Origin of the sequence: Synechococcus sp. UW179B, assembly GCF_900474245.1 — a bacterium.
GTDB lineage: Bacteria > Cyanobacteriota > Cyanobacteriia > PCC-6307 > Cyanobiaceae > Synechococcus_C.
On record NZ_UCNZ01000023.1, the window covers coordinates 27,989 to 53,400 of the forward strand.

The following is a 25,412-nucleotide window of genomic DNA, read 5'->3' on the forward strand; positions in this document are numbered from 1 at the left end:
CCACTAATAGAAACCCAGGCTGTTGGAAGGGAGCTACTAGTGGATCAATATAAGCTTGGGTTGCTATTTGATATATTCTTTCAAGACCCCATTCCTGTTGGGATGGCGCAATTTTCTTAGAGCTTTGGCTTCAATCTGACGAATCCGCTCGCGGGTTACATCAAAGATTTGTCCAATCTCTTCCAATGTTTTCATGCGTCCATCGTCAAGTCCATAGCGAAGGCGCAGGACATCACGCTCACGGGGGCTAAGCGTTGCAAGAACTCCTTCAAGGTCTTCTCGAAGAAGGTTTTTGGCAACATCTTGCTCTGGATTCTCGATGTCGGCTTCGATGAAGTCGCCCAGTCGTGAATCCTCTTCTTTGCCGATGGGGGTTTCGAGGGAGATTGGGAGCTGTGCACTCTTGGCGATAAATCGCAATTTTTCGATGGTCATTTCCATCGATTCAGCGATTTCTTCCTCTGTTGGCTTGCGACCAAATTCCTGGCTGAGAACCTTGGTGGTTTTCTTGATCCTTGAAATGGTCTCGTAAAGGTGAACGGGTAGTCGGATGGTTCGCGACTGATCGGCAATGGCACGGGTGATCGCCTGACGGATCCACCAGGTGGCATAGGTCGAGAACTTGTACCCCTTTTCATGATCGAATTTCTCTGCAGCACGAATGAGACCGAGGCTGCCTTCCTGAATGAGGTCCTGAAAGCTCAGGCCTCGGTTCATGTATTTCTTGGCGATCGACACCACCAGGCGCAAGTTCGATTGCACCATTTTTTCTTTGGCGCGTCGGCCGAGCATCAGCCGTCTGCGGAAACGGATCACTGGCATCTCAACCAGTGCTGCCCATTCCTTGGTGTCAGGAAGTTTGCCGTTATCGCTCTCAAATTGCGCAGCTAGTTCCTCGAGATGCAGCAGGTCCGCAATTTTGCGAGCCAATTCAATCTCTTCGTCCGGACGCAGGAGGCGAATGCGTCCGATTTCCTGCAGGTAAACCCGAATGGAGTCTTCGGTGTAGACGCCTTTAGGCCCAACTTTGATGCTCGCCAAGACCTTGGCTTTCGCTTCTGCTTTGGCATCTTTGGCCTTTGCAGCTGCCGTTTCAGTGGCTTTCACCGCGGTTGCGGTTGTCGCCGCCGCAGCCAGCAATTGATCAGCTGATGTGTCCAGGTTGGCGGCAGGAGCGGTGGCTTTTGCTTTGCTGCTGGCCTTGCTGGTTTTGGCTTTTGTGCTGGTTTTGCTTGCTTTTGTTTTCGTGCTGGCTTTTGTGGCGGTTTTGGCTTTCGAGGCAGGCTTTGCTTTGGCCTTCACCAGCTTTGGCTGACCTTTTTCATCGGCCAGCATCACGATCGAAGGCGCTGGTTTTGCTTTGGCCTGTGCCAATTTGGTCGCGGCAGGACTCATGGCGGTCAGTAACGAGGGAGAGAGCGGGACAGGAGGCGAATGTCATCAACAGTCAGGGCAACCAGCCTGATGGAGGCCGTTGCTTTTGTGGCGTCACCTTCCCGTCATAGAAACGGTGCGCAAAGAAAAACGCGGAGCGTTAAGCAAAGTTGAGAGAGCTGGAGTGGTCCGATGCAGAACTGTCAAGGGCATTCTCAGACCGGTCGGCTTCATGGAATCCCATGGCTCGAACTTCGGATCTTCCCTTTGGAAGGAACTCTGCTGGTTCCAACAACAGCTATAGAGCTGTCCAACAGTTTTATTTTAAAAAAAACGTGTCATGAACGCAACCCCAATAACCGATTTTTCAAAAAATCCCGTCCGTCCGCCGCCAGTTTCAGTGGTGGTTGATGTTTGGCTCGAGGCTGGGCGGGATGGTCGCACCTTCACCTACAGCGATGGCAAGCAGCTGAATGTCCGTTTAGGGGACCTGGTTCAGGTGTCTCTTCGTGGTCGTCGCATGCAGGGTTTGGTCACGGCCTGCCGCAGGCCGTCTGTGGATGAAAAGCGTGCGCTCCAGCCGGTCGAGGCTCTCCTTCAACAGGCTGCTGTTGGACAGTCATGGAGATCGTGGCTTGAGGAGATGGCGCAGCGTTGCCACACCAGCCCGTTTCGAATGCTGAAAGCAGCGCTTCCTCCCGGCTGGCTTGGTCAGCGCGTTGTCGCCAGCGTGAAGGAACGCAGGCTGTGGTGGGTGTCGTTGCCTGATAGCAACGCTGGTTTGGATGCTGATTTGCCGGCGCGGCAGGCCTGCTTGGTGGCCAAGTTGCAGGAGTTGGGGGGAGGAGCGTGGCAGCGAGACCTGGTAGCGGCAGGCTTTCAATCAGGAATCGTGCAAGCCCTGGTGCGCCGGGAACGGCTGGTTCGTGAGTTGCGTCTCGCTACGGATGCCCAACCAAGTCCGCCGTCGCTGGGAGTTGTTTCGGAGATGGAAGTGCCGAGAACCCTTACCGACGAGCAGACGATTGCGATCGAAACCCTTAAAAATCAGCCGGAAGGTGGGGGTGTGCTGCTTTGGGGGATCACCGGCTCAGGGAAGACCGAGGTCTATCTCCAGCTGGCTGCCGATGAGTTGGCCGCAGGGCGGCATGTGTTGGTGCTAACACCAGAAATTGGTCTGATCCCCCAGCTGGTCGATCGCTGTCGACGTCGATTTGGTTCGCGCGTGCTCGAATATCACAGCGGTTGCACGGAACGGGAACGGGTACGCACCTGGCGCAACAGTCTGGAAGCAGAGGGGCCGCTCGTCATCGTTGGCACCCGTTCAGCCATCTTTCTGCCGCTCAGCCCCCTGGGTTTGATCGTGTTGGACGAGGAGCATGACAGCTCTTATAAGCAGGAATCCCCGATGCCCTGCTATCACGCCCGTGACCTGGCGATGGCGAGAGTGCAACGGGAGGGAGGGCGTGTGTTGCTGGGTAGCGCCACCCCCTCTCTTGAGACCTGGATTCAGCTTGCTCCAGACGGTCCGCTGGCTTTAGCGCGGCTTCAACAGCGCATCTCTGATCAGCCTTTGCCGCCGGTGCAGATCATTGACATGCGCCATGAGCTGGCCGATGGCCATCGCCGCTTAATCAGCAGGGCGCTCATGGATCGCTTGTCGAAACTTCCTGAACAAGGGGAACAGGCGGTTGTCTTGGTACCGCGTCGTGGATACAGCACGTTTTTGAGCTGCCGAAGCTGTGGGGAGGTGATGCAGTGTCCCCACTGCGATGTGGCGCTAACCGTTCATGGGAAAAGTACCGCTCAACAGTGGCTGCGTTGCCACTGGTGTGATCATCGAGCTCCGGTGACGACGAGCTGCGGACACTGTGGTTCTACGGCTTTTAAGCCCTTTGGCGCTGGGACTCAAAGGGTTTTGGAACAGCTGGAGTCTGAGTTGGAAGGACTGCGATTGCTGCGCTTTGACCGGGACACCACCGGGGGACGCGACGGCCATCGGCGGTTGTTGGATCAATTTGCCGCTGGCGAAGCGGATGTGTTGGTGGGGACTCAAATGTTGGCAAAAGGGATGGACCTGCCGCGCGTCACGCTTGCGGCCGTGTTGGCGGCTGATGGCCTGTTGCATCGTCCCGATCTTCGCGCTGGGGAGCAGGCGCTTCAGTTGTTGTTGCAACTGGCTGGCAGGGCTGGTCGTGGTGAGCGTCCAGGGCAAGTGCTCGTTCAGACCTACAGCCCCGATCATCCGGTGATTTTGCATCTAGTGGATGGGCGTTATGAGCGTTTTCTGGAGGAGGAAGCCGTGGAGCGACGCGATGCTGGATTGGTGCCCTTTGCCAGGGCTTGCGTGTTGCGATTGTCTGGGACATCTGCATCCGCAACGGCGACGGCAGCTGCCGTGTTGGCGGAACAGCTTCGACCCGGTTGCAAGGACTCTGGTTGGCAGCTCATCGGTCCAGCTCCAGCTCCGGTGGCACGGGTTGCTGGTCGCAGCCGCTGGCAGTTGTTGTTGCATGGGCCCCAAGCTTCTGCCTTGCCTTTGCCATCCGGCAGCTCCCTATGGGATGGCTTGCCCAGTGGGGTGGCCCTGGCTGTTGATCCAGACCCGCTGCAGCTCTGAACTCAAGACGGTAATTCCGGGTAGCCGAAACCCATCAGCAATCGGAGCCGTTGCAGGCTGGCCGTCAACACGAGCAGCGCCAAGATCGCGAGACCGCCCAATCCGAGCCGGCTCCAACGCCACTGACTCCATTGCAAACGATTCTGAACGCCAATCCTGAGGGGCCAGATGAGCTCGCCCTTGGCATTTTTGCTTGCCACGGCAGGGCTGCTTTGCAAGCTGCGCAAGCTCGCTTGCTCCCCAAGGCGTATTGCGATTTGCAGCTCATTGAGGCTCTCAAGAGCGCTTAGATCGAGTTCCAAAAGTAGCTCCTGCTTAAGCCCCACCAGCCAGTTGCGCTCTGTCAGCTGGAGGGTGGGTGGTGGCAATGAAAGGCCTGCCGTGCGTCCTGCTGCTTCCACGGTTTGGCTGAGGAGTGCAGCGGCGTCTTCACTGGTTTGAGTCGGTGCCTTCACCTCCAGGTGACCATGGCCTGCGTTGCGAATCTTCCACGGCAGATTCATCACCCTCAGCTCACGACTGAACGCGTCTTGCCATGGAAGGTTGAGGCCACTGCGGCTATCGATCGTCCAAGCCATCTCCACCCTGTCTGGTCCTGGGAGGCTGAGGTCTGCAGTGATGCGTACGCAGCCGCTCAACAAGAGCGTGAGCCCCACCAGCACGGCGATCACCAGCAATGCAAAGCCTGCTGGCGCACGGGTTGGACCGGTGGGAGGGGATGGCGGCGGCGGCGGCAGTTTGCGGCGATTGAACAACTTGGATCGTTTGCCAACACGCGGGTCCATCTCCAAGGTTGGCAATTGCATCGACCAATTCGCAGGTCTTGCCAGGCTTGGCGCTTCCAGCACATCCAGCAATTGCCGCGCCCTGATTCGCAGATCTGGATCCTTGCAACGGGTGAGCAGTCGGCAGGTGCTCAGCGCCTTGTTTTCATCCCCCTTTCCCATCCAAGCTGTGACCATCAGCATGCGGATCTCAGCTCCTCGACTGTCGCTGATCGGGTTGGCTTCTGCGAGGGGCTCCAACAGGGCGATGCATTGGCCGTAATCGCCACGCTCCAGAGCGGCTTCTGCGGCTGCCAGGGCATTGGTCATCGATTAACCGCGGCCGAGAACCATCGTTCCGATGCCGGCATCGGTGAAGACTTCAAGGAGAAGGGCATGGGGGACACGACCATCCACGATGTGCGCTGCCGCTACCCCTTGAGCTAGGGCACGGATGCAACATTCGGTTTTGGGGGTCATCCCACCGGCCACAACGCCCTCGTGAATCAATTGCCGTGCCTCGGACAGCCTCAGTTGTCGGATCAAGGAGTCGGGATTGTCGCGATCACGAAGGATTCCTTGGGTGTCCGTCAGCAAAATCAATTTCTCCGCTTCCAGTGCAGCGGCAAGCTCACCAGCAACCGTGTCGGCATTGATGTTGTGAGATTCCCCTTCCAGGTTGGCAGCCACGCTTGAAATCACCGGAACGTATCCCCGCGCCAGAAGTGGTTCCAACACATCGGGATTGACCCGTGCTACATCGCCGACCAAGCCATGATTTCCATCCCCCCAGGGACGTGCCTCCACCAGTCGGCCGTCACTACCGCTGAGGCCTACAGCGCTAGCTCCCAGTCGGTTGAGTCCATTGACGATCTGTTTGTTCACACGGCCGACAAGCACCATCTCCACCACGTCCATCGTGTCGGCATCGGTGACCCGCAATCCGTCGCGAAACTCGGAGGGAATATCGAGCCGCTTGAGCCAGGTGTTGATCTCTGGGCCTCCGCCATGCACCACCACGGGTTGCACTCCCACACTTGCCAGCAGGGCGATGTCGCGAAACACCGCATCGCGTAGCTCTGCGTGGACCATGGCCGCGCCGCCGTACTTGACAACGATTCTCCGTCCAGCAAATCGTTGGATATATGGAAGGGCCTCGCTCAGGACGGAGACCCGGAGGGAATCATCCATGCTGCAGGTGCTCAGGGCTCTCCATGCTCGCCTGTCGTGGCCTCACTCTTGGGAAGCAGGGTTAAATCCAGCTGATCGTTTTCCAGCGAGATGATTTGCGCTTCAAGCCCTTTGGCAAAAAAGCGTCCCAGGCGCTCGCGGCGTTCTTGCCAACGCTCGAGACCCACGGCTTCGCAAGCAAAGCGCATCCTTAGCCCATATCCAGCATCACCGCAGATCTCTTCGACTTCCAGTAGCTGAGAAGGCTTGTCCTCATCCCACAGTTTCAGTGCTTCAAGAGAGCTCTCGAGATGTGCTTTCTGCCCATAGCGCCAGCGCGTGACGTCATTCAGCAGCTTGACCAGTTCCGGAGACGCCGCCTCGCGTTCTGCGCGAAATTGTGGTTTGGGTGTCACCCGGCGTGCTGGGGGAAGCTCAGAGGATTTGAGCGCGAGCCCCCCGAGAAAGATGGGGATTCCGTAAAAGATGGTGGGCAGGCTGAGATTGGCATTGCCAGCTCCGTAGGCCAAAGCACCAACCACGGTGAGGACACCGCCAGCGATGGTGATCAGACTTCCGGGCGAAATGAGCTCGTTCATGGGGGCCCGTGCATTGAAGCCATTGTGACCAAGAGGGCTGCAGGATGGGTGCAGGAGTCCAAGAATCATGAACACCCCGTCCGAGCAGCCTGTAGAAACCCGTGAGCTGATCGCTCAGCTAGAGACGGATCGCGCTTGGCTGCTCGAACAAATTGATCGTGGTCGCTGGCCCGAATTAAGACTGGATTTAGCGGCCCTGGAGCGAGAGCTGGGGCAGCTGCTGTTGCGCGCTTCAGAACAATTTTCTGACAAAAGCCAGTGAAAACTCAGGTGCTTGCTGGCGTTAAAAAGGAATGTCGTCGGTCTCGGGAACCAGGGGAGAGGTGTTCCACTGAGCTGCTGAGTCCTGCCCATCCGCCGCTGGCTTGCTAGGTGCTTGCGAGGACTGGGGCGTTGTTTGCGCTGGTACGGGGCGAGCTGGCGCCGTGCGCGCAGCCACTGGGGGCTGGTCTTGACTCGAGACCGCTCCTCCCACTGAATGGAGTCGCGAGAGGGTGAACTCAGCTCTTTTCTCTTTGGTGCCGTCTTGACGAGGAACCGTGTTCATTCGCAGTCGGCCCTCAATCAGGAGACGCTGCCCTACCTGCACGCGATTTTGAAGGTCCTGGGCAAGATTTCCCCATCCCACCACCTTCAACTGCCCCTTGGGATCATCAGGTCTGAGGGCATCAAAAGAAACGTCCATCTCAGCAATGGGCGTTTGGTTGTCTTGGGTGTATCGCAGGGTGGGAGCTTGAAGGACATCCACCTCGAGCACGCAGTGGTTCATTCTCAGCTGTGACGGTGAGCGCCATCCTGATGCACCGACCGGAGAATCGCCAGGGGACTGTCTGGTTGCTGGCAGGGACGGGTGATGGCCCGCGGTTGGCGGCGGTTCTGATCTCGCAAGGCTGGCATGTCCATGTCAGCGTCGTCAGTGACTCTGCTGCGCAGCCCTATCAGGGGATGCCGCTGGAAGGGATCCACGTGGGTGCGCTCGGGGGTTCAGAGGGGATTTCTCAATGGCTGCAGACGATTCCTGTGGATTGGGTTGTGGATGCCACTCACCCGTTTGCGCTGAGGATTAGCGACCAGTTGAACCAGGCTTGCAAAAGCTGGGGCCAGAGGTTGGTGCGGTTCGAACGGCGGATGGAGGCCTCGGGGAAGGCTTTTGTGCTCAGCTCCATGGTGGACCTTGCCGATCAGTCGTTAGCGGGGCGACGCCTTCTTTTGGCCCTCGGTGCCCGCCAATTGGTTGAAGCAGCGAGGGTCGCGCGTGAAGCAGGAGCCACCGTGTTTGCTCGCGTCCTTCCTTCGCCGATGTCGCTGATTCAGGCGGCAGCAGCGCGCGTTCCATCGGATCATCTGGCCGTGGTGCGACCCCTGCAGGGTCCCGAGCCAGGGGCCCTGGAAGCAGCGCTTTGCAGGCGCTGGGCGATCACAGACGTGGTCTGCAGGCAGTCGGGGGGGGCGACGGAGGCGCTCTGGGCGAGCCTTTCGATCGAGATGGGGCTGGGGTTGTGGCTCCTGCGCCGACCTCTACCGATTGCTGAAGTTGTTGTTGTGCATAGCGTGGGCGAGCTTCTCACGCATCTGAATGGCACCACGTCCTGAGGCTTTGTGGTTGGTTTTAACCACGGAGGCTGATGCTCAGAAAGCCTCTGCACTCGTTGAGCAGCTGATCAGCCGTGAGCTAGCAGCTTGCGTGAGCTTCCAGGCCATTCAGTCTTGCTACCGCTGGGAAGGGCGGGTTGAACATGCCAATGAAGTGCAGCTTCTGATCAAGACCACGGCACCCGGTTTGAACGCGCTGCTGGAGGCCATCGAGGCCCTTCACAGCTACGACACCCCTGAGATCCTGCATTGGCAGGCTCAGCCATCGCACGCCTACGGCGCTTGGGCCGCGGCGTCGATCAATCCAGATGCTTAGCGATCAGATCAGGCAAGGAAACCTTGGAGCGAGGCCCCAATTGGGTCACCACATGTCCGGCACAGATTGATCCCATTTTGCCGCAGACATCAAGGGGAAGGTCATGGGTGTACCCATGCAGGAAGCCACCCGCATAGAGATCGCCCGCTCCTGTGGTGTCGACGAGATCGCCGAGCTTGTAGGAGGGGATGTCCCAGCGTTGATCCCCGCAGAGCACCACAGACCCTTGAACACTGCGGGTCAGCACGGCCACGCTGCATCGACCTTTCACTTGTTCAAGCGCGCTCTCGAAGTCTGTGGCTCCGTACAACGATTTGATCTCATCCTCATTGGCAAAGAGCACATCGACATGTCCATCGACAAGCTCGAGAAAGCTTTCACGGTGACGGTCAACGCAGAAACCATCGGAGAGGGAGAGGGCGACTTGTCCGCCGCTTTCTCGGCAGGCTTCAGCCGCTGTGATGAAAGCCTTTTTGGCCTCAGGGCTATCCCAGAGGTAGCCCTCGAGATAGAGAACCTTGGTGTCGCGAACCATGGAGAGATCGAGATCATCAGGATCCAGTTGGGTTGAGGCACCGAGGTAGGTGCACATGGTGCGCTCGGCATCCGAGGTGACCAAGATGAGGCAACGGGCCGTACTAGCACCGCTCACGGCAGCCGGTGTCTCAAAACGGGTGCCCACAGAGCGGATGTCGTGGATAAAGATGGTTCCTAGTTGGTCGTCACGAACACGACCAATGAACCCGGACTTGCTCCCGAGTTGAGCGAGACCGGCCAGGGTGTTGGCGGCTGAACCTCCAGAGGTTTCGAGACCTGGACCGCTTGCTTCGTAGAGGCTTTTGGCTTGGTCCTCGTCAACAAGGGCCATGCTGCCCTTGCTGAGGTTGTGATCGCTCAGAAATTGGTCCTCGGTTTGAACCAAGACGTCGACGATGGCGTTACCGATGCCTACGACGTCGAGAGAACTGGCGGTGCTGAACCGGGGAGTGGAGGACATCTCTGCTGTCGGTAGTACAGCGAGTATGGCTGTTCGCTGGATCGCTGTTTTGCGTCAGCGATGCGAGCGGGCTCAGGCGCTGAGGAGTGCGCGTTTGGGCCCATGGATCGGATCTTCCACCACGATCGTTTGGTCTCGGCTGGCGCCGAGGGAAACGATGGCAATCGGCACATCCATCAGGTCGGCGAGGAAGCGCAGGTAGTCCATCGCCGGCGCAGGAAGGTCTTCGAGGCGACGGCATTCCGCCGTGGAACATTGCCAACCAGGGAGGGTTTCAAAGATGGGCTTGCAGCGAGCGAAATCTTCGGAGCTGCTGGGGAAGTGCTCAATGCGTTCGCCGTCGAGCTCGTAGGCGACGGACACCTGGATTTCATCCATCTCGTCCAGGACATCGAGCTTGGTGATCGCCAGGCAATCCAGTCCGTTGACTTGAACGGCGTAGCGCCCAATCACCCCATCAAACCAGCCACAACGGCGACGGCGGCCCGTGGTTGTTCCAAACTCCCCGCCTCGATCACAGAGCTGGTCGTTCAAACTTCCCGAGAGCTCTGTGGGGAAGGGACCTTCTCCAACCCGAGTGGTGTAAGCCTTGGCCACCCCAATCACTCGGTCGATCAGGGTCGGGCCGACACCTGCACCGATGCAGGCCCCTCCTGACACAGGATTGGAGGAGGTCACGTAGGGATAGGTCCCGTGATCGAGGTCGAGGAGAGTGCCTTGCGCTCCTTCAAAAAGAATGTTTTTGCGGTTGCTCGCGGCTTCATGGATGGCACGGGTGCAATCCACCACGTGAGGCGCTAAGCGCTTTCCGTAAGCCAGATATTCACTGATGATTTCTTCAGCATCCAACGGCTTTTCGCCATAGATGGTTTCGAGCAGTTGATTCTTCTCGCTCAACGGCCCTTCAAGCCGATCCCGCAGTCGATCTTCGTCGAGCAGGTCGAGAACACGAATGCCGCTTCGCTGAGACTTATCCGCATAGGTGGGGCCGATGCCGCGGCCGGTTGTGCCGATTCTGCGCTCACCTCGTTGCTTTTCCATCGCCAGATCCAAGAGGCGGTGGTAAGGCATCGTGACGTGCGCCGTGGATGCCAGCTGGAGCCCTGAAATGTCGATCCCGTTGGAGATCAGCATGTCGAGTTCTTCGAGCATCACCTTGGGATCGACCACGGTTCCGGAGCCGATCAGGCAGGTGGTGTCTGGGTAGAGGATTCCGGAAGGGATCAGGTGAAGCTTGAGCACGCGACCGTCCACCACGATGGTGTGGCCGGCGTTAACGCCTCCCTGATAACGCACCACAACATCAGCGGAGCGGCTCAGAAGATCCGTGATCTTTCCTTTTCCCTCGTCACCCCATTGAGCACCGATGACGACAACGTTGGCCAAAGAATCGGCGGCCCGAAGCCGCATTTCTGCACAATCCAGCACTTTCGCAGACAGTCCTGCCTGCGGTCAAAGTGCTGTTCGATTTTGTGATCAAGTGCCGCGAACGGCTGCTTTTTCGGCCTTGCCCAGTTCCTTGTCGATCCTGGCTCGCAGAGCATCGGGAACGGGACGGTTGGTGTAGTTGTTGTAGTGACCAGCCAAGGAGTTGAGTGCCGTCTGCATGGTCGTGAAAGAACTCAAGCCGTTCACCTTGGGACGTGCTCTGTAGCGAGAGACGTAGTCGGTGATCAAATCGCGAGCCTCTCCTTCAGCCTCTTGGCGATTCGCCGCGTCCTGGGGAAGCGCCAACGTGTCGTGAATGGTGTGGGCAACAGCGACTGTGTCTTGGACATAGTCCCCGCTAAGCGTGGACGATTCGTTTCCGCAGGCCGTTACGAGCAAGGAAAGCCCAAGACAGAGGGCCAGGCTCAGATTGATTAGACGGCTGGTAAGGCGTTTCAGTACGGCGATCATGACGAAGGAAATTTGCTGGACTTTACGCGGGGTCAGAGCTGGACCCGTAGCTCGGTCGGGATCGCTTCAAGCAGGGAAGAGATGGCTTCGGCTCGACTTAAAACGTTGGCGTCCCTCTCCGACCGTTGCACGAGTTCCACCTTCCCATCGGCGGCAGCGCGACCAACCACAACTCTCCAAGGGATTCCAATGAGATCGGCATCCTTGAATTTCACGCCGGCCCGCTCTCCACGATCGTCCAGGAGGGCATCGATTCCCGCGGCCCGCAGCTCGTTGTAAATCTCTTCACCAAGGCCCATTTGGACCTCGTCTTGAACATTGGCTACCACCACGATCACCTGAAAAGGGGCAAGGCTGAGCGGCCAGATCACTCCAGCATCATCGTGATGCTGCTCAACGGCTGCCTGGGCAAGGCGTGAGATTCCTATGCCGTAACACCCCATCCAGAGGTGCTGCTGTTTGCCTTCTTTCGTGGTGATTTGAGCTCCCATGGATTGGGAGTACTTGCGACCGAGTTGAAAGATATGCCCCACCTCGATCCCGCGTCGTTCTTCGAGGCTCTGTTCTGGGCTGTGGACACAGTGATCTCCTGCTCTGGCATTGCGGAGATCCAGCGCTGGAATGGTGCCGAGATCAGACCAAGTGCAGCCCCAACGGTGCTCGTCGCTTGTGTTGGCTCCGCAGACAAAACGGTCGAGCTCGGCAGCTGTTGTATCGGCGAGTTTGTAAAACTTCGTTCGCCAGCTGCGCGCGCCCGTGAGGTGCTGATCAGACAGGTCAGGGCCGATGGATCCAAACGGCCATGGCTGCAGTCCTTGAGATTTCAGCTGATCGGCATTGATCGGGCTGAGATCGAGAACGGGGCTATCGAGCTGTTGTGTGAGCGCATTCACGAGTTTCACCTCGTTGAGTTCCTGGTCTCCTCGGAGACAAACAAGAACCGGCTGTTCATCGCCAGATTCGAGCTTGGCGAGGAGAAGCAGCACCTTGATGACTTGGCTGGGGTCAAGCGACTGGGAGGAGCAGAGCGCATCAATCGTGATTTGCCCTGGAGTGGACATGACCTGCGATTCCCCGCTTGGTAAAGGCAGAGCAGGGGGTGCGATCGAGATAGCTTTTTCTTGATTGGCTGCGTAATCACCATCAGGGCTGATGAGGATTAAATCTTCGCCAGCATCTGCCGTCACCATGAATTCCTGGGATGCGGCGCCGCCGATGGCTCCACTATCGGCATCCACCCCGACAGCCGTCAGGCCGCAACGTTGAAAGACCCGGGTGTAGGCCTTTTCCATCTGCGCGTACATGCTTGCCAGATCTGCTTCATCGCCATGGAAGGAATAGGCATCCTTCATGATGAATTCACGGCCTCGCATCAAGCCAAAGCGTGGGCGAATCTCGTCCCTGAATTTGCTTTGAATTTGATAGAGGGTGACGGGGAGCTGGCGATACGACTTCAAGAGGTCGCTGGCTAATTCCGTAATGACTTCTTCATGGGTGGGGCCTAGGCCAAGGGAGCGCTCCTGGCGATCTTCAAGGTGGAACATGATCCCCTCGCCGGCGGTGTAGCCCTGCCATCGGCCACTTTTTTCCCACAATTCGGCCGGTTGAAGTTGCGGTAGCAACGTTTCAAGGGCCCCTATCTCATTCATCTCCTCCCTGACGATTCTCATCACCCTTTGAAGGACCCTCCACATCAGTGGGAGATAGGCATAGATTCCTGAGCCAACGCGTCGGATATATCCGCCACGAATCAGCAATTGTTGCGAGGCGATTTCGGCGTCAGCGGGAACATCCCGCAGCGTCACCAGCATCAGGCGGGAGACGCGCATAGCGATCAATGATCAACAAGATTGGAAGCTACCACCGCTGCAAAAAGAGGTCGCTTCAGGAAGTGTCCCGATCGCTTGGAACGACGCTGGCATCCTGAGTCTCAGCTGCTACTGTCTGCCCAATCCAGTGCGTCCTAAATCAGTCTCATGTTTCCTAGGTCGATCAATGATCCTGTTTCTGCTGCCGAAGATTCCTTGATATCCGAAAAAGATGTTGATGCGGTGATGGCTCAATCAGATGCTTTAGTTGCTATCGATGATGTTCAAAAATCCTTAAATCGATCAAGGGCTTCTGTTTATCGTTATACAAATACTGACGTTCGTAATTTAAATCCTCCTTTTAACCCTAAAAAGTTAAATCCTGAATACCGCAGTGATCAAAAGGATCCTCTCCTTTTTCATCCCAATGAGGTTGCACGTTTTGCCAAGGATGTCTTGAGGATCAAGGAGGTCACCGTTGAAGTTCTCAACTCTCCTTCGACAGCGACTCAGCAAGTCTTAGGAGCCATTCTCGAAGAGTTGCGCCAAATCAGAACACATTTGGAAGACCTTCCCGCAGCTCCCTCTGACCTGGCGGCGCGCCGTGATCGACAAGAGCGTCCAGCCGCTTAGCGCTGGGATGGTGCGACAATCTCTTTAGTTTCTTCATAACGCCTTTCCGGAGCTTTCCATGCCATTGGGTATGGCTTGCACAGGAGTACTTCCCTCCCCTGCCGGATGTCCTTAATCCTGTCTGAATGGACCCCGAGCCTGCCCGCGAATTTTCTCCGCAACCGTCGTTTCAAGTTGCTGCGCCAACACTTGCCTTTCTGGGGTTCATCCTCGCTTTCACCAGCCTTGGGATTCCGTTGGCTGCTGTGCTGACCGATCGCCCTCCCATGGGTTCTTTGACACCACTCACTGCGCAAGATCGTCATGGATCTGAGGTCCCTGCCTCCTTCACCCTCTCCGGGGCTACTCAATCTGATCGTTGAGATTCCAGCGGGTAGTTGCAATAAATATGAGTTTTCAGAAGACGTTGGCGTGATGGCCCTGGATCGGGTGCTTCACCCATCGATTCGCTACCCCTTTGATTACGGATTTGTTCCCAACACCCTTGCGGAGGATGGATCGCCTCTTGATGCCATGGTCATCATGGCGGAACCCACTTTTGCGGGCTGTTTGATCAAAGCCAGGCCGATCGGAGTGCTCGACATGGATGACACGGGTCATTACGACGGCAAGATTCTTTGTGTCCCCGTCGCTGACCCTCGGCAAGCAGGGATTCAGAGCATCCGGCAAATTGCACCCAGCCAGCTGGAGGATGTGGCCGAGTTTTTCCGTACTTACAAGAATATGGATGGTCGTGTCATTTCGATTGGGGGTTGGCGTGATTCGGATGCCGTCGCTCCCTTGTTGGAGGCATGCATTCGAGCGGCCGGTAGCTAAGGGCCCAGGGTGCTGAATCCAGCTTTTCTCGGCAAGATCTGTGATCGAAGCGCTATTAGGGCCTTACTTCTTGTAAGTTGGTTCGCGCCTAGATTGTGAACGACCCGTGCCCACCATCCGTTTTGAGCAGGAAGGCCAACAGGTCGGTTGCATCGAAGGAGCGAATTTACGGAAAGCAGCGCTTTCCTCCGGGATCAATCCCTACAAAGGCCTGAATAACCTCAACAATTGTGGAGGGGTTGGCCAGTGCGGAACCTGCGTGATCGAGGTTCTCGAAGGAGCCCAGAACCTTTCCCCCCGTAGTGATGTCGAAGAGGTGTACCTCTCCGATCGCCCTGCGAACTATCGCTTGAGCTGCCGCACCAGTGTGAATGGCGATGTGACCATTCGGACTCGGCCTGACGAAGGCGTTGGCAAGGGTTCAAACAGCCTGCTTGGCGCTTTGAAGAACTTGTTTGGACGTTGAGCTTGGCTCCAACCATCAAGGTTTACAGCTACTCCCGCTGCTCCACCTGCCGTAAGGCTTTGGCTTGGCTTGATGCCAACAACCTGGCCTATGAGGTCGTTGACATCACAACAGCTCCTCCCACAAAAGAGGAGCTCGCGCTTGCCTTTGATCGCTTGGGGAGTCGTCAACGTCTCTTCAATACCAGTGGTCAGAGCTATCGGGCTCTCGGGGCAGAGGTCGTTAAAGCGATGAGTGACGATGCAGCACTGGCGGCTTTGGCGGCGGATGGGCGTTTGATTAAACGCCCTTTTGTGGCATTGCCGAGCGGAGATTTTTTGGTGGGATTCAAGCCCGAGGATTGGAATCAGGCCCTTTTGGGTTGAAGTTGAGTCCATCCAGCTCTGTAATCAGTTCGTCCACGCCACCTTGGGTGTGCAGTTGGAACATGCTGGTGCGTTTGAATTCTTCGAGGAACGCCACCAAGAGTTCCTGGCTTCTTTCCAGTACCACGCCTTGTTCGAGGGTGCGTGCAAGCTCCTCCCAGAAACGGTCGAGCGTTTGAATCCCTAGATCCTCGAGCACTTGGTCTTTCTGGCCAAGTTGGTCGCCTGCGCTCTTTGAAAGCCCCAACAGCGAATCCACCATCCCCATGGCGAGCTGACGACTCAGCTCGGATTCCGCCTTTTGCACGCCAGGGAGCTCCCTGAGCGGTGCCGGCAAGACCAGGCCATCAAGATTCCTCTGCAGGGCGTGGCCAAAGAGGGCCACGAGTTGTGGCCGCATCCCTGGCCCCACTTGCGTGAGGATCAGAGGCAGCCAGAGTCGCAGCAGCTCCGCCAGTTCCCGCTCTTCACTGCTGTCTACTGATTGATGACTACAAAGCCGGAGAATCCTGTCGGGCAGATTTGGCGAGCGCACGATGCCTTGCATGGCATCCAGCACACGAAGTGTGATCACTTCAAACAGTTCAAGCGCTAGGACGGCGACAACGCCGCGACTGACAGCTGCTCGAAGGGGCTCAAGATTCAGAAGCTGAGCGCGGGACAGACGCTCTGTGACTGGAACAACGCGCAACAGACGCCAAAAGGGGATCAGGAGAGGTAGGTCAATCCAACGTCTGAGTAAGGCGTCTCTCCAGGCAATCGCGGGAAATCGGCGTTTCAGTCGAATGGTGCGAACCAGGATGTCCAAGAGGAACAGGATTTGAAACGGTATGTCGATCCGCCAGGAGAGGTCGATTGGCATTCCGTTTTCATCAATCCCGCGCGAGTAATTGGTCTCCGCCAGCGGGAGAATTTTGGTGTTCCAAAACTGCTGCTCTTGGCCCCAGTCGTGGTTGCTCAAGTAACGGTCGCTGAGCAGATGGGCCGCCGCTTGTTTGGCTGAATCCATCTCAGCTCGGGCTCTTAGACGGTTCTTGAGCTTTTCGAATGCGCCTACATTCCCGGAGCTGATGAACGGGTTTTCATCCACTAATTGGCTGTTTTTAACAACCAATTCCAGCCGCAATTGTCGTGCGGCTGGACTGTTAATGCCCTGCTTTGAAGCGGTTGTCTCGAGTCTGCGGAAATGTTCGACATACGACATCGTGTCGGGGTGAACAGCGATGCCCTTCAGCGGGTCGTAATGGGGGGTGATGTTTGGCAGCCACGGCAGTGGCAAGGCCAAGTTGATCGAAGGGAGGGGATACAGCGTTCTCTGCAGCCAGAAATTTCGCAGCGGAATGTAGGTGACATCGAAAATCACCCAGATCAAGTTGAGCGCTGCGATCAGGGCTAAGGCCTGATCCCAGCGATTCCAGAGCAATTGGATGGTGCGGGGTTTCACGCCCTGCCAGCGGGGTCGGACCATGGATCACCGTGCCTGGTTTCAGGCTAGAAGCACAGGCTGATCGCGCCTATCGTGATTTCCAGGATTGAAGCAAGGTGCCTGTTGGCAGACAAGCAACACAACAGTCGTTCTGAAGACGACCAACCCAACAGCAGCGAGCCTCTTCAGGAGCGCAACCAGGATCTGAAAAAGGAACGGGGTTCTGGACATCCGCTCTGGGATTTTTGGGGCCCGCTGTTTTTCACCGTGGCTCTTTATTTCGGGATCCGCCACTATTTGGCCGAGGCACGCTTTATTCCCTCAGGCTCGATGCTGCCTGGCTTGCAGATCCAAGATCGTCTGTTGGTCGAGAAGCTCACCTACCGCGGCCGCAAACCTCGGCAAGGAGAAATCGTTGTGTTCAATTCCCCCTATGCCTTTGATCCTGCCTTGCGCGCAACCACATCACCCCCACCTTTTCAATGCGTTCTCGCCAATATCCCTTTGATTGGCCTGATTCCTGGAGTCAGTCATTCGGCTTGTGATGCCTACATCAAACGGGTTGTGGCTGTGGCGGGCGATCAGGTGGTGGTGAACCCTCGAGGAGAGGTGCAAGTCAACGGTGTTGCTCTTGATGAGCCGTATGTGACCAATTACTGCGCTCTGGATAAGCGGGGGATGAGCCTTTGCCGCACCCTGAACGCCACGGTCCCGGAGGGACGGGTCCTCGTTCTTGGTGACAACCGCAGCAACAGCTGGGATGGGCGTTATTGGCCGGGGGGGGCCTTCCTTCCTGAAGATCAGATTATTGGTCGTGCTGTCTGGCGCTTTTGGCCATTCAATCGGCTTGGTTCGTTGGGATCTTGAGTCCACAACTCACCACTTGCCCTCGGATGGGGATGCCGATCCAAGGCTGGTTGGCAGCTTTTGGGGCGTAGGGGGCGTCACGGGTGTGATCCCATGTTTGCTCAGGATCGAAGAGCAACCAGCGGTTGCTTCCGATCCTGAGTCGTTCTTCGTCCTGTCCAAGCAACCGTGCCGGGCCAAAACTGAGCGCTTGCCACAGTTGGTTCACACTCCATCCCAAATCGATCACGAGATGCTTCCAGAGCGTTGGCAGCACGAGGTGGTGACCGGATAGCCCTTTCGGACGTTGATCCGGAGGCAAAAGACACTCCTCATCGTCGAGCGGCATGCCATGGACAGCAACGGCGTTGATCGTTCCTTCCCGTAGGCCATCAATCAAGGCGTTGCGATCGGCTTCTCCACCAATGGATGGAGTGACAAACCATTGGGTTGTTTCAGCTGTTTGCTTGGAACGATCCTGTACGAGATGCCACCAGCTCACCGTGGCCAGAGCGGGTGACGGCGTGTGGCTCAGCATCTCCACGCCATCAGCGGTGGAGAGATTCATGAGCACAAGCTTGCGCTTGCCGTGGCGGCGCTGCAATTCCAGGAGCTGCCCCATGGGCAGTGTTTCGCTGATGGTGGGATCGGCAGGCCACCCGGCTCGGAGTGTTTCCACGCCTTCCCTGATCATTCCGTCTCCACGCAGGCTGGAGTCGTGGGGTGCAATCAGCACAGGGGCTCCAGCCATCTCTCCGAGCATCAGGGCGCGGTCGATGAGGTTGGCAGACGGCATCTGCTCGCCAGCGCTAAGACCGATAGCCCCTGCCTGAAGAAGATCAGCGTGGCTGCTGAGGCGTTCTCCTTCTCCGCGGTGACTGAAGCTTCCCCATAAATGCACTTTGAGATCGCAATCTTTCGGCTGGAATCCCTTTAAGCGGTCTGGGCTGTCCCGTTCCGATTCACCATTTGGAAGTAGGGCTAGCTGCCCATAACCGGCTCTCCCTGCAGCGTTGATGAGGGTTTCGAGCGTTTCTCCGCTGCCTGTAAATGGATGGGGAAGGCTCGAGTGTGGGTCGACAAGACAGGGGGCCAGGAGTTGCTGGCCCCGGTCATTGCCGGAAACACCCCGCTCCCTGGCTCGCGCCCTTGCCTCGTCTCCAAGAGCGATGAGACGATCGTCTTCAAAGAGAGCAGCACTCCCTACTTGGAGCGGCTGATCGCTGGCGACGAGAACTTGCACCGGGTCGAGCAGCATCGTCTCAGTCATGGGTTCACAGGGCTCCCGCTGCTGTTCGATCCAGAACCCCACCGAGGTGGGACGTGAGATTCAGGCAACTCACCACTGCAGGTTGGCTGGGATTTTCGGGCATGTCGATCACTGTGACGCCACCGTTGCCTTGTTTCACGGCCCAAATGTCTTTGGGGGCAAGGCCTAAGAGGTGACACAGGATTGTTTTGTTCACTGCATCATGCGCCACAACTAAGGCTGTCTCCGACGGATCGAGCCCATCCGCGATCGTGTTCCAACAGGCCACAGAGCGTTCCCAGACGTCTTGAATGGTTTCCCCTTCGGGCATTTGCACGGTTTCGGGAGCATCCTTCCAGGCTTGGAGCAACGCCTCCCAGCCCTCTCGAATTTCGGATTCCAGTTTCCCTTCCCAAAGTCCGTGACCGATTTCCATCAGGCCATCAGTCACGGTGAGCGGTACGCCGGCGTGCGATTTCAAAATCCCCTCAGCGGTTTCTTTGGGGCGAGACATCGAGCTGCTGTAGGCCCGATCCAGCGTCACCCCCTCGAGGAAGGAGCGAGCCGCCTCTGCTTGGGCATGGCCGTTGCTATTGAGAGGAATATCAATTTGTCCCTGGAAACGCCCCTGCCTGTTCCAATCCGTTTCACCGTGGCGGACAAGGATCAGACGCGCCTGGCTGCCCTTGGCTGGCAGCGCTGGTTCTAAGTGGGCAATGCTGTTCAAGCATTCGATCTGCACTTGGTAACCGTGAGGCCCTGGGGAGAGGTTGAACACAGACAAGGATGCATTGTCGAGGCGGAGCCTTCTGAATCCTCCTTGGGGTTCGCCCAGCAACACCAGAATCAAGCAGCGCAGAATCGCGTTGTGACCCACGACCAGAACGGTGTCGTCGCCGGTGACCGGATGCCGATCCAACAGGCCTTTTAAAAAGGCACGCGCCTGAACCATCAACTCGGGCAGGGGTTGATAACGCGTGCCATCAGCGCGGGTGAGTTCGAGAGCTTCCGGTTGTTGGCGCCAGGTGGCGTAGCCCTTTGGATCTTTGATTGCCCGTTCATCGGCGCTGAGTCCGCTCCAGGGCTCAAGATCGATTTCCAGGAGTCCGTCATCCAGCACGGGAGTCAGCCCGTCTTGTCGCACGCTCAGCACCCCGGCTGTGGTGGAGGCAGCCCGTTGAAGCGGTGAGCTGTAGGCCGCATCAATTGGCACGTCGGCCAAGGCGATGCCCATGCGCCGCGCTTGGTCTTCGCCGATCGCGGTGAGTGTTGATAGATCATTACGCCCTTGGATGCGGCGCTCAACGTTGAAGCTGCTCAGGCCGTGGCGGACCAGGAGGAGACGCAGTGACACCGCAACAAGAGGGAAAGGCGCGGTCATCGTATGGGCGCACGGTCCGTTCAGACGCCGAAATGGTCAAAATCGGCCGTTGGTAGCCCTTCGCCGGAGAGAATCGTTTGCAGTTGCCCATCGTCTGTTGACCAGCCCGCTGAACGGACGTTCAAACGCAGTGCCCAAGTGGAAAGTCCTTTTGGCTGTCGTTTCGATGGTGCTGGCTTGCAGCGTTTGGTTCCTCGGCTTGATGGACAGCCTCGGGCGACCTTCTGTGGCTCCTGCTTTGTCCTTGGAGCAGCAAGAGCTGGCGTTGTTGGCGGATCCCGTGTTGACGCCAGCGCTTAAACCGCTGCTTGTGGGCCAAGATCCGGCCAAGAGCTTGCTTGAAACGTTGAGAGACACCCCTCTCGACAGTCTCAGCGATCGCCAAACCCTCTTATTTGCCTCGCTCGAAAATGACCCGGAGCGTCGCAAAACCTTGCTGGAGACTCCACTCCAGACCCCAAAGCTTCGGACCCTTCAGGAGAGCCTGGCCACCGAGCCTCTCCCCCGTGACCTCTCCTCTCAGGACCAAGACCTGTTGTCGGGCAATAGCCCTGATCCCTTAACGCGGCGTCTGGTGTGTCAGGCCCTGGGAGGGGCAGAGGCTGATTGTGTTGAACGCTCTTCAGCCACAGCTGCGGCTCGACGTCTTGTTCTGAGTGAACTGATGCCGCTCGCGGCGTTGTTGTTGGGTTCTCTTCTGCTGGTTCGTCAGCTTTGGTTGCTTGTGCGCCGAAAGCAATCCGCCTGGCCTGAGCTGCAAGCCCCTCCCCTCGGCTTGGTTGACATGGTGCTGCTGATCGCCGGTGGTTTTGTGGTGCTGGGCGAGGTGTTGGTTCCACTGCTTGTGACCCCTCTCTCAGCCTTGGTGGCTCGCAGCATGGCGGCCCCTCTCAACCAGTCGGTGGCTGTCTTGATTGGTTATTGCGCTTTGGCGACGCCTCCGTTGCTCATCCTCAAGAGCCAGCTGGATGGATTGGATCAACGGCTGGTGCCTGCAGGTGGTTGGCTGCAGTGGCGGGTGACCCCATGGTGGACAGCTCTGTTTCAGGGTGGTCGCGCCTGGTTGATGGTGATGCCACCGGTGGTGTTGACCGGTTGGTTGATGACTCGCCTGATCGGGGATCAGGGAGGCAGCAATCCATTGCTGGAAATGGTGCTGAACGGCAGGGATCCGTTGGCCTTGTCACTGTTGGCCATCACCGCGGTTGTGTTAGCCCCGCTGTTTGAAGAAACGGTGTTCCGTGGGGTGTTGTTGCCCGTTTTAGGTCGCTCGTTCGGGCGGGGTTGGAGCGTGTTCGGTAGCGCCCTTGTGTTTGCGGTCGCTCACCTCAGTATTGGTGAATTGCTGCCCTTGTTGGTTCTTGGTTTGGGGTTGGCATTGCTGCGTTTGAGCAGTGGTCGTCTCCTCCCCTGTGTGGTGATGCATGCTCTCTGGAACGGTGTCACCTTCCTGAATCTTGTCCTGCTTGGCAGTTGAGATGATTTCCCTGATGCTGTAAGACATCTCTGCCTTGCGGGCGGACCATACGGGTGGTTCACTGGCGCATTGCCCTGTTCGTTCAACGTGGTCGCGGTTCCCCAAATTCAACCTGCTCCACAGGAACACGTTTCAGCCACTGGCGCCCTCGAGCTCATTCAGGGTTCGCTGTCTGCCAAGCGTGTTGCACGCCGCTCGCCCCTGCTGGCTGGCCTTCATCGTGTCGCCGATGGCAGTTTGATTGGTGTGTTCACCGCTGTTTTGGCTCTCAGTGGACTCACCCTTCACTGGCAATACCGCTGGACGGTCGCCTTTCAACGCTTGGAGGACACGCGAGGCGTGGGTCATCGACTGACGGAGTCCACTGCCATGCTTGAGCGCTATCTCCTCGATCGCACCCAGACGCCAACGGCGATGGTGCCGACGACCGCTGAAAAATTGCTGTACATCGAACGTCCTAATCAAGAGGCGTCCGCTGGATCCCACGATCATCTGGCTTTCATCGGCTCCTTGATGGATCGTTCAATTCATCACGGGTATTGATCAGATGCCAGCCAACCGGCAAGGCTCGATCTCCAAAACACGTCGAGAACGACGGAGGGTGATTCGTCTTGAGCCGGTGCCCGCCGGTCGCATGAAGGTGGTGTTTGTCCTGCTGTGTGCAGGCTTAGTGGGATTGGTCGGGCGTATGGCTTGGCTACAGATTTTTCAAGCCTCTGAGTTGGAGGCGCGGGCCCGCGTGGTTCAAACGCAACGCACCAAGCCCCTGGGCAGCCGTCGGCCGATTGTGGATCGCAACGGCAGGCTTGTGGCCTTAGACGAGGAGCGCTATCGACTTTGGGCTCATCCTCGGTACTTCAACTTTCCTGGCGACGAGCCGACCCTCATTCGCGACCGCAAAGAGGTTGCTGCACGCCTCTCTCCGGTGTTGGCTCTCTCCACGGACGAGCTCAACAAAAGGATGGGAGACAGCTCGTCGGGCATCAAGTTGGCTGAGGGTGTAGACCCTGAAACGGCGACAACCGTTCGTTCCTTAGGAATCAGCGGCATCGATCTGGAGCCCTATCCCTACCGCGTCTATCCGCAGGGATCTCTCTTTGCCAATGTCGTTGGCTTCCTCAACCAAGAGCGTCAGCCCCAGGCGGGTCTGGAACAAAGTCGTGACGATGACCTGCAGCGTCACGAGCAGGCCCGAAGTCTCCGTCGCGGAGCCGATGGAACCCCATTGCCAGACAACCTGGCGCCGGGCGTGTTTTTTGGGGATGACCTGAGATTGCAGCTCACCTTGGATGCTCGCTTGCAAGAACTGGCGGCAAAGGCGCTGACGGCACAGGTCAAGACCTGGAAAGCCAAAAAGGGGGTGGCGATCGTGATGGATGTCACCAATGGCGAATTAATGGCGCTGGCTTCAACGCCCACCTATGACGCGAATCGTTATTGGGACTTCAAGCCAGAGCGTTTTCGGGAATGGTCTGTTCAAGATCTCTACGAACCTGGATCGACCTTTAAACCAATCAATTTGGCCCTAGCGCTTCAGGAAGGTGTGATCCAACCCAATGAGACGGTTTACGACAGTGGCGCCCTCACGATTGGTGGCTGGCCGATTCGCAACCACGACCGCAAGGGCAATGGGGTGGTGGACTTTGCAACCGTGCTGCAGGTGTCAAGCAATGTCGGCATGGTCCAGGCGATGCGCAAAATGCGCCCCTCTAATTACTGGGACTGGTTAAGTCGGCTTGGGCTCGATGCGAAGCCGGATACAGACCTTCCAGGGGCGGTGGCAGGTCAGTTGAAGACCAAGGAACAATTCACCACACAGCCCATCGAGCCAGCGACCGCGGCCTTCGGTCAGGGCTTCTCGCTGACACCTCTCAAGCTTGTTCAACTCCATGCACTGATCGCGAATGGCGGGAGGTTGGTGAGCCCTCACATCACCCGTGGTTTGCGGGCCGGTCATGCCTTGGCTCCGAGCGGAGAGCGCATGGGGCAGACCTTGCTCCGCCCAGAGGTCACGCGCACGGTTTTGAATTGGATGGAATCTGTGGTGGAAAAAGGCAGTGGTAAGGGGGTGCGCACCCCTGGTTATCGCATTGGCGGCAAAACAGGAACGGCGCAAAAGGCCGTGAATGGTGTGTATGTCCCTGGGGCTTTGATTTGCAGTTTTGTCGCAACGCTGCCGATTGAGGACCCTCGCTATGTGGTGCTTGTGGTGGTTGATGAACCACAAGGGGCCCACGCCTATGGCTCAACTGTGGCTTTGCCTGTGGCTAAATCCATCATTGATGGGCTGCTGGTGATTGAAAAAATCCCACCAAGTGGTCAGGTTAAATCTGCACAAACGGACACATCTCCTCCTTGAGCTGTCAGTTTGAAAATCGTCGCTACGTTGAATTCATAGATTTTTAAGTGCGCCATGGCCACCCTCCTTGAGCAGCTTTCCGCCATGACAGTGGTGGTGGCCGATACGGGTGATCTCGAGGCGATCAGGCGTTTCACTCCTCGTGATGCGACCACTAATCCCTCCCTGATCCTTGCTGCAGCCCAGATTCCTGCCTATGAGAATCTCATTGATGAAGCCTTGCGTTCCTCCCGCAGGCTTCTAGGTGAGAGTGCTCCGGTTGAGCAAGTGGTGCATGAAGCACTCGATGAAATCAGCGTGATATTCGGAAAGGAAATTCTCAAAATTGTGCCTGGCCGAGTTTCGACGGAGGTTGATGCTCGCTTGAGTTACGACACCGAGGCCACCATTGAAAAAGGTCGGAAGCTCATCCGCCTTTACAACGACTCAGGAATTAGTAACGACCGTGTCTTGATCAAAATTGCCTCCACGTGGGAGGGGATCAAAGCGGCTGAAGTTCTTGAGAAGGATGGCATCCATTGCAACCTCACCCTGTTGTTTGGCTTTTCTCAAGCTGTGGCCTGCGCTGAAGCAAACGTGACCTTGATCTCGCCATTTGTTGGTCGGATTCTGGATTGGTTTAAGGCCGACACAGGCCGCGATTCCTATCCAGGTCCTGAAGATCCTGGTGTGATTTCAGTCACCAGCATCTTCAACTACTTCAAGACCTACGGCTACAAAACCGAAATTATGGGAGCGAGCTTTCGCAATCTCGATGAGATCACCGAGCTGGCAGGTTGTGATCTCTTGACCATTTCTCCGAAATTGCTGGATCAATTGCGCAGTAGTGATGCTTCGTTGGTTCGCAAGCTCGATCCTGCCAATCTCCCCCCTGTCGCTGCGCAAATGAACGTTGACCAGCAGCGTTTCATTTCCATGATGGCCGACGATCGAATGGCCACGGACAAGCTCAGCGAAGGCATCAAAGGTTTCAGCAAGGCCATCGAAACTCTCGAGCAGCAGCTTGCTCACCGTTTGGCTCAGATCGAGGGTGGCTCCGCGTTCAGCCATGCCGTTCAAGAGATTTTCCTGTTGAACGATTTCAACGGTGATGGCTGCATCACTCGCGATGAATGGTTGGGAAGTGACGCGGTCTTTGATGCCTTGGATCAAGATCATGACGGTCGTTTGACCCCAGATGATGTGCGTTTGGGTTTCGGTGGTGCCTTGTCCTTAACCGCTGTTTGATCAAGCTGGTTAAAGGCTTCAGACCGC

General features: G+C 57.2%; 25 protein-coding genes. 13 read left to right on the forward strand and 12 right to left on the reverse strand.

The window, feature by feature from the left end:
• Positions 1–63 precede the first annotated feature (63 nt).
• Positions 64–1,395: an RNA polymerase sigma factor RpoD gene (gene rpoD / locus DXY38_RS09905; RefSeq protein WP_006853412.1), complete on the reverse strand. Its 1,332-nt coding sequence runs from the start codon at positions 1,393–1,395 to the stop codon at positions 64–66.
• Between the two features lie 319 nt (positions 1,396–1,714).
• On the opposite strand from rpoD, the gene priA reads away from it, so the two are divergent.
• Positions 1,715–3,994, forward strand: coding sequence for a primosomal protein N' (gene priA / locus DXY38_RS09910; protein ID WP_115071515.1), 2,280 nt, complete (start codon positions 1,715–1,717; stop codon positions 3,992–3,994).
• 2 nt (positions 3,995–3,996) lie between these two features.
• Here priA and DXY38_RS09915 read toward each other — a convergent pair whose 3' ends face one another.
• Genes DXY38_RS09915 through DXY38_RS09925 form a run of 3 tightly spaced genes read right to left on the reverse strand, consistent with a single transcriptional unit; the run spans position 3,997 to position 6,527 of the window.
• Positions 3,997–5,088: a DUF3153 domain-containing protein gene (locus tag DXY38_RS09915; RefSeq protein WP_115071516.1), complete on the reverse strand. Its 1,092-nt coding sequence runs from the start codon at positions 5,086–5,088 to the stop codon at positions 3,997–3,999.
• Positions 5,089–5,091: 3 nt separating this feature from the next.
• Positions 5,092–5,949 (reverse strand): acetylglutamate kinase, encoded by an 858-nt coding sequence (gene argB, locus DXY38_RS09920; RefSeq protein WP_115071517.1) that lies wholly within the window; start codon positions 5,947–5,949, stop codon positions 5,092–5,094.
• Between the two features lie 11 nt (positions 5,950–5,960).
• On the reverse strand, positions 5,961–6,527 hold the full coding sequence (locus DXY38_RS09925) for a DUF2854 domain-containing protein (protein ID WP_115071622.1): 567 nt from the start codon (positions 6,525–6,527) through the stop codon (positions 5,961–5,963).
• A 67-nt stretch (positions 6,528–6,594) separates the two neighbouring features.
• On the opposite strand from DXY38_RS09925, the gene DXY38_RS09930 reads away from it, so the two are divergent.
• The gene (locus DXY38_RS09930; protein WP_115071518.1) at positions 6,595–6,789 is read left to right on the forward strand and encodes a hypothetical protein; all 195 of its coding nucleotides are present in this window, start codon (positions 6,595–6,597) and stop codon (positions 6,787–6,789) included.
• A gap of 21 nt (positions 6,790–6,810) precedes the next feature.
• On the opposite strand, the gene DXY38_RS09935 is transcribed toward DXY38_RS09930, so the two are convergent.
• Positions 6,811–7,296 carry a single-stranded DNA-binding protein gene (locus DXY38_RS09935; protein WP_115071519.1) on the reverse strand — a complete coding sequence of 162 codons (486 nt, stop codon included), beginning with the start codon at positions 7,294–7,296 and terminating at the stop codon, positions 6,811–6,813.
• A 29-nt stretch (positions 7,297–7,325) separates the two neighbouring features.
• Between DXY38_RS09935 and cobK the strand changes: the two genes are divergently transcribed.
• Together cobK and cutA are read left to right on the forward strand one after the other, a co-directional pair.
• Positions 7,326–8,120, forward strand: coding sequence for a precorrin-6A reductase (gene cobK / locus DXY38_RS09940; RefSeq protein WP_115071623.1), 795 nt, complete (start codon positions 7,326–7,328; stop codon positions 8,118–8,120).
• On the forward strand, positions 8,104–8,436 hold the full coding sequence (gene cutA / locus DXY38_RS09945; RefSeq protein WP_115071520.1) for a divalent-cation tolerance protein CutA: 333 nt from the start codon (positions 8,104–8,106) through the stop codon (positions 8,434–8,436). The genes cobK and cutA overlap by 17 nt, the downstream gene beginning before the upstream one ends.
• On the opposite strand, the gene DXY38_RS09950 is transcribed toward cutA, so the two are convergent.
• The 4 genes from DXY38_RS09950 to DXY38_RS09965 form a co-directional block, all read right to left on the reverse strand.
• A complete protein-coding gene (locus DXY38_RS09950) occupies positions 8,420–9,433 on the reverse strand; it encodes an adenosine kinase (protein ID WP_115071521.1) in 1,014 nt (337 codons plus the stop codon). The two genes, cutA and DXY38_RS09950, sit on opposite strands and share 17 nt — an antisense overlap.
• Positions 9,434–9,505: 72 nt before the next feature.
• The gene (locus DXY38_RS09955; protein ID WP_170952916.1) at positions 9,506–10,843 is read right to left on the reverse strand and encodes an adenylosuccinate synthase; all 1,338 of its coding nucleotides are present in this window, start codon (positions 10,841–10,843) and stop codon (positions 9,506–9,508) included.
• 66 nt (positions 10,844–10,909) lie between these two features.
• Positions 10,910–11,332: a photosystem II protein Psb27 gene (gene psb27 / locus DXY38_RS09960; RefSeq protein WP_006853401.1), complete on the reverse strand. Its 423-nt coding sequence runs from the start codon at positions 11,330–11,332 to the stop codon at positions 10,910–10,912.
• A gap of 32 nt (positions 11,333–11,364) precedes the next feature.
• A complete protein-coding gene (locus DXY38_RS09965) occupies positions 11,365–13,161 on the reverse strand; it encodes a proline--tRNA ligase (protein ID WP_115071522.1) in 1,797 nt (598 codons plus the stop codon).
• A 147-nt stretch (positions 13,162–13,308) separates the two neighbouring features.
• Here DXY38_RS09965 and DXY38_RS09970 point away from each other — a divergent pair, with 147 nt between their 5' ends.
• The 4 genes from DXY38_RS09970 (at position 13,309) to DXY38_RS09990 (ending at position 15,420) form a co-directional block, all read left to right on the forward strand.
• A complete protein-coding gene (locus DXY38_RS09970) occupies positions 13,309–13,773 on the forward strand; it encodes a hypothetical protein (RefSeq protein ID WP_006853399.1) in 465 nt (154 codons plus the stop codon).
• A gap of 303 nt (positions 13,774–14,076) precedes the next feature.
• Positions 14,077–14,589, forward strand: coding sequence for an inorganic diphosphatase (locus tag DXY38_RS09980; protein WP_115071523.1), 513 nt, complete (start codon positions 14,077–14,079; stop codon positions 14,587–14,589).
• A 106-nt stretch (positions 14,590–14,695) separates the two neighbouring features.
• Entirely contained in the window at positions 14,696–15,055 is a 360-nt protein-coding gene (locus DXY38_RS09985; protein ID WP_006853396.1) for a 2Fe-2S iron-sulfur cluster-binding protein, read from the forward strand.
• Between the two features lie 2 nt (positions 15,056–15,057).
• Positions 15,058–15,420: a Spx/MgsR family RNA polymerase-binding regulatory protein gene (locus DXY38_RS09990; protein ID WP_115071625.1), complete on the forward strand. Its 363-nt coding sequence runs from the start codon at positions 15,058–15,060 to the stop codon at positions 15,418–15,420.
• Here the strand turns inward: DXY38_RS09990 and DXY38_RS09995 are convergent.
• Positions 15,383–16,888, reverse strand: a complete 1,506-nt coding sequence (locus DXY38_RS09995; protein ID WP_115071524.1) for a hypothetical protein — start codon at positions 16,886–16,888, stop codon at positions 15,383–15,385. The two genes, DXY38_RS09990 and DXY38_RS09995, sit on opposite strands and share 38 nt — an antisense overlap.
• Before the next feature lie 51 nt (positions 16,889–16,939).
• Here DXY38_RS09995 and lepB point away from each other — a divergent pair, with 51 nt between their 5' ends.
• Positions 16,940–17,713 (forward strand): signal peptidase I, encoded by a 774-nt coding sequence (gene lepB, locus DXY38_RS10000; RefSeq protein ID WP_115071525.1) that lies wholly within the window; start codon positions 16,940–16,942, stop codon positions 17,711–17,713.
• Here lepB and DXY38_RS10005 read toward each other — a convergent pair.
• Positions 17,685–18,962, reverse strand: coding sequence for a dihydroorotase (locus tag DXY38_RS10005; protein ID WP_115071626.1), 1,278 nt, complete (start codon positions 18,960–18,962; stop codon positions 17,685–17,687). The genes lepB and DXY38_RS10005 overlap by 29 nt on opposite strands.
• A gap of 4 nt (positions 18,963–18,966) precedes the next feature.
• Positions 18,967–20,295, reverse strand: a complete 1,329-nt coding sequence (locus tag DXY38_RS10010; protein WP_208994238.1) for a histidine phosphatase family protein — start codon at positions 20,293–20,295, stop codon at positions 18,967–18,969.
• 124 nt (positions 20,296–20,419) lie between these two features.
• Here DXY38_RS10010 and DXY38_RS10015 point away from each other — a divergent pair, with 124 nt between their 5' ends.
• The 4 genes from DXY38_RS10015 to DXY38_RS10030 all read left to right on the forward strand — a co-directional run bounded on the left by DXY38_RS10015 (position 20,420) and on the right by DXY38_RS10030 (position 25,385).
• Positions 20,420–21,799 (forward strand): CPBP family intramembrane glutamic endopeptidase, encoded by a 1,380-nt coding sequence (locus DXY38_RS10015; protein ID WP_244279092.1) that lies wholly within the window; start codon positions 20,420–20,422, stop codon positions 21,797–21,799.
• Between the two features lie 87 nt (positions 21,800–21,886).
• A complete protein-coding gene (locus tag DXY38_RS10020; RefSeq protein ID WP_006853389.1) occupies positions 21,887–22,342 on the forward strand; it encodes a hypothetical protein in 456 nt (151 codons plus the stop codon).
• A gap of 4 nt (positions 22,343–22,346) precedes the next feature.
• Complete coding sequence (locus DXY38_RS10025) at positions 22,347–24,158, forward strand: penicillin-binding protein 2 (RefSeq protein ID WP_006853388.1); 1,812 nt, start codon at positions 22,347–22,349, stop codon at positions 24,156–24,158.
• 54 nt (positions 24,159–24,212) lie between these two features.
• Positions 24,213–25,385, forward strand: a complete 1,173-nt coding sequence (locus tag DXY38_RS10030) for a transaldolase (protein ID WP_115071527.1) — start codon at positions 24,213–24,215, stop codon at positions 25,383–25,385.
• The last annotated feature ends 27 nt before the right edge of the window (positions 25,386–25,412 follow it).

Excerpts from the sequence above, each read along its gene's own strand:
- cutA (WP_115071520.1), top strand. The coding sequence starts at position 8,104 with ATGGCACCACGTCCTGAGGCTTTGTGGTTGGTTTTAACCACGGAGGCT.
- rpoD (WP_006853412.1), bottom strand. The coding sequence starts at position 1,395 with ATGAGTCCTGCCGCGACCAAATTGGCACAGGCCAAAGCAAAACCAGCG.
- DXY38_RS10025 (WP_006853388.1), top strand. The coding sequence starts at position 22,347 with ATGCCAGCCAACCGGCAAGGCTCGATCTCCAAAACACGTCGAGAACGA.
- DXY38_RS09950 (WP_115071521.1), bottom strand. The coding sequence starts at position 9,433 with ATGTCCTCCACTCCCCGGTTCAGCACCGCCAGTTCTCTCGACGTCGTA.
- DXY38_RS09915 (WP_115071516.1), bottom strand. The coding sequence starts at position 5,088 with ATGACCAATGCCCTGGCAGCCGCAGAAGCCGCTCTGGAGCGTGGCGAT.
- psb27 (WP_006853401.1), bottom strand. The coding sequence starts at position 11,332 with ATGATCGCCGTACTGAAACGCCTTACCAGCCGTCTAATCAATCTGAGC.
- DXY38_RS09980 (WP_115071523.1), top strand. The coding sequence starts at position 14,077 with ATGGATCTGAGGTCCCTGCCTCCTTCACCCTCTCCGGGGCTACTCAAT.
- DXY38_RS09935 (WP_115071519.1), bottom strand. The coding sequence starts at position 7,296 with ATGAACCACTGCGTGCTCGAGGTGGATGTCCTTCAAGCTCCCACCCTG.
- DXY38_RS09970 (WP_006853399.1), top strand. The coding sequence starts at position 13,309 with ATGTTTCCTAGGTCGATCAATGATCCTGTTTCTGCTGCCGAAGATTCC.
- argB (WP_115071517.1), bottom strand. The coding sequence starts at position 5,949 with ATGGATGATTCCCTCCGGGTCTCCGTCCTGAGCGAGGCCCTTCCATAT.
- priA (WP_115071515.1), top strand. The coding sequence starts at position 1,715 with ATGAACGCAACCCCAATAACCGATTTTTCAAAAAATCCCGTCCGTCCG.
- DXY38_RS09965 (WP_115071522.1), bottom strand. The coding sequence starts at position 13,161 with ATGCGCGTCTCCCGCCTGATGCTGGTGACGCTGCGGGATGTTCCCGCT.
- DXY38_RS09955 (WP_170952916.1), bottom strand. The coding sequence starts at position 10,843 with ATGCGGCTTCGGGCCGCCGATTCTTTGGCCAACGTTGTCGTCATCGGT.
- DXY38_RS10005 (WP_115071626.1), bottom strand. The coding sequence starts at position 18,962 with ATGACTGAGACGATGCTGCTCGACCCGGTGCAAGTTCTCGTCGCCAGC.
- DXY38_RS09930 (WP_115071518.1), top strand. The coding sequence starts at position 6,595 with ATGAACACCCCGTCCGAGCAGCCTGTAGAAACCCGTGAGCTGATCGCT.
- cobK (WP_115071623.1), top strand. The coding sequence starts at position 7,326 with ATGCACCGACCGGAGAATCGCCAGGGGACTGTCTGGTTGCTGGCAGGG.
- DXY38_RS09995 (WP_115071524.1), bottom strand. The coding sequence starts at position 16,888 with ATGGTCCGACCCCGCTGGCAGGGCGTGAAACCCCGCACCATCCAATTG.
- DXY38_RS10030 (WP_115071527.1), top strand. The coding sequence starts at position 24,213 with ATGGCCACCCTCCTTGAGCAGCTTTCCGCCATGACAGTGGTGGTGGCC.
- DXY38_RS09925 (WP_115071622.1), bottom strand. The coding sequence starts at position 6,527 with ATGAACGAGCTCATTTCGCCCGGAAGTCTGATCACCATCGCTGGCGGT.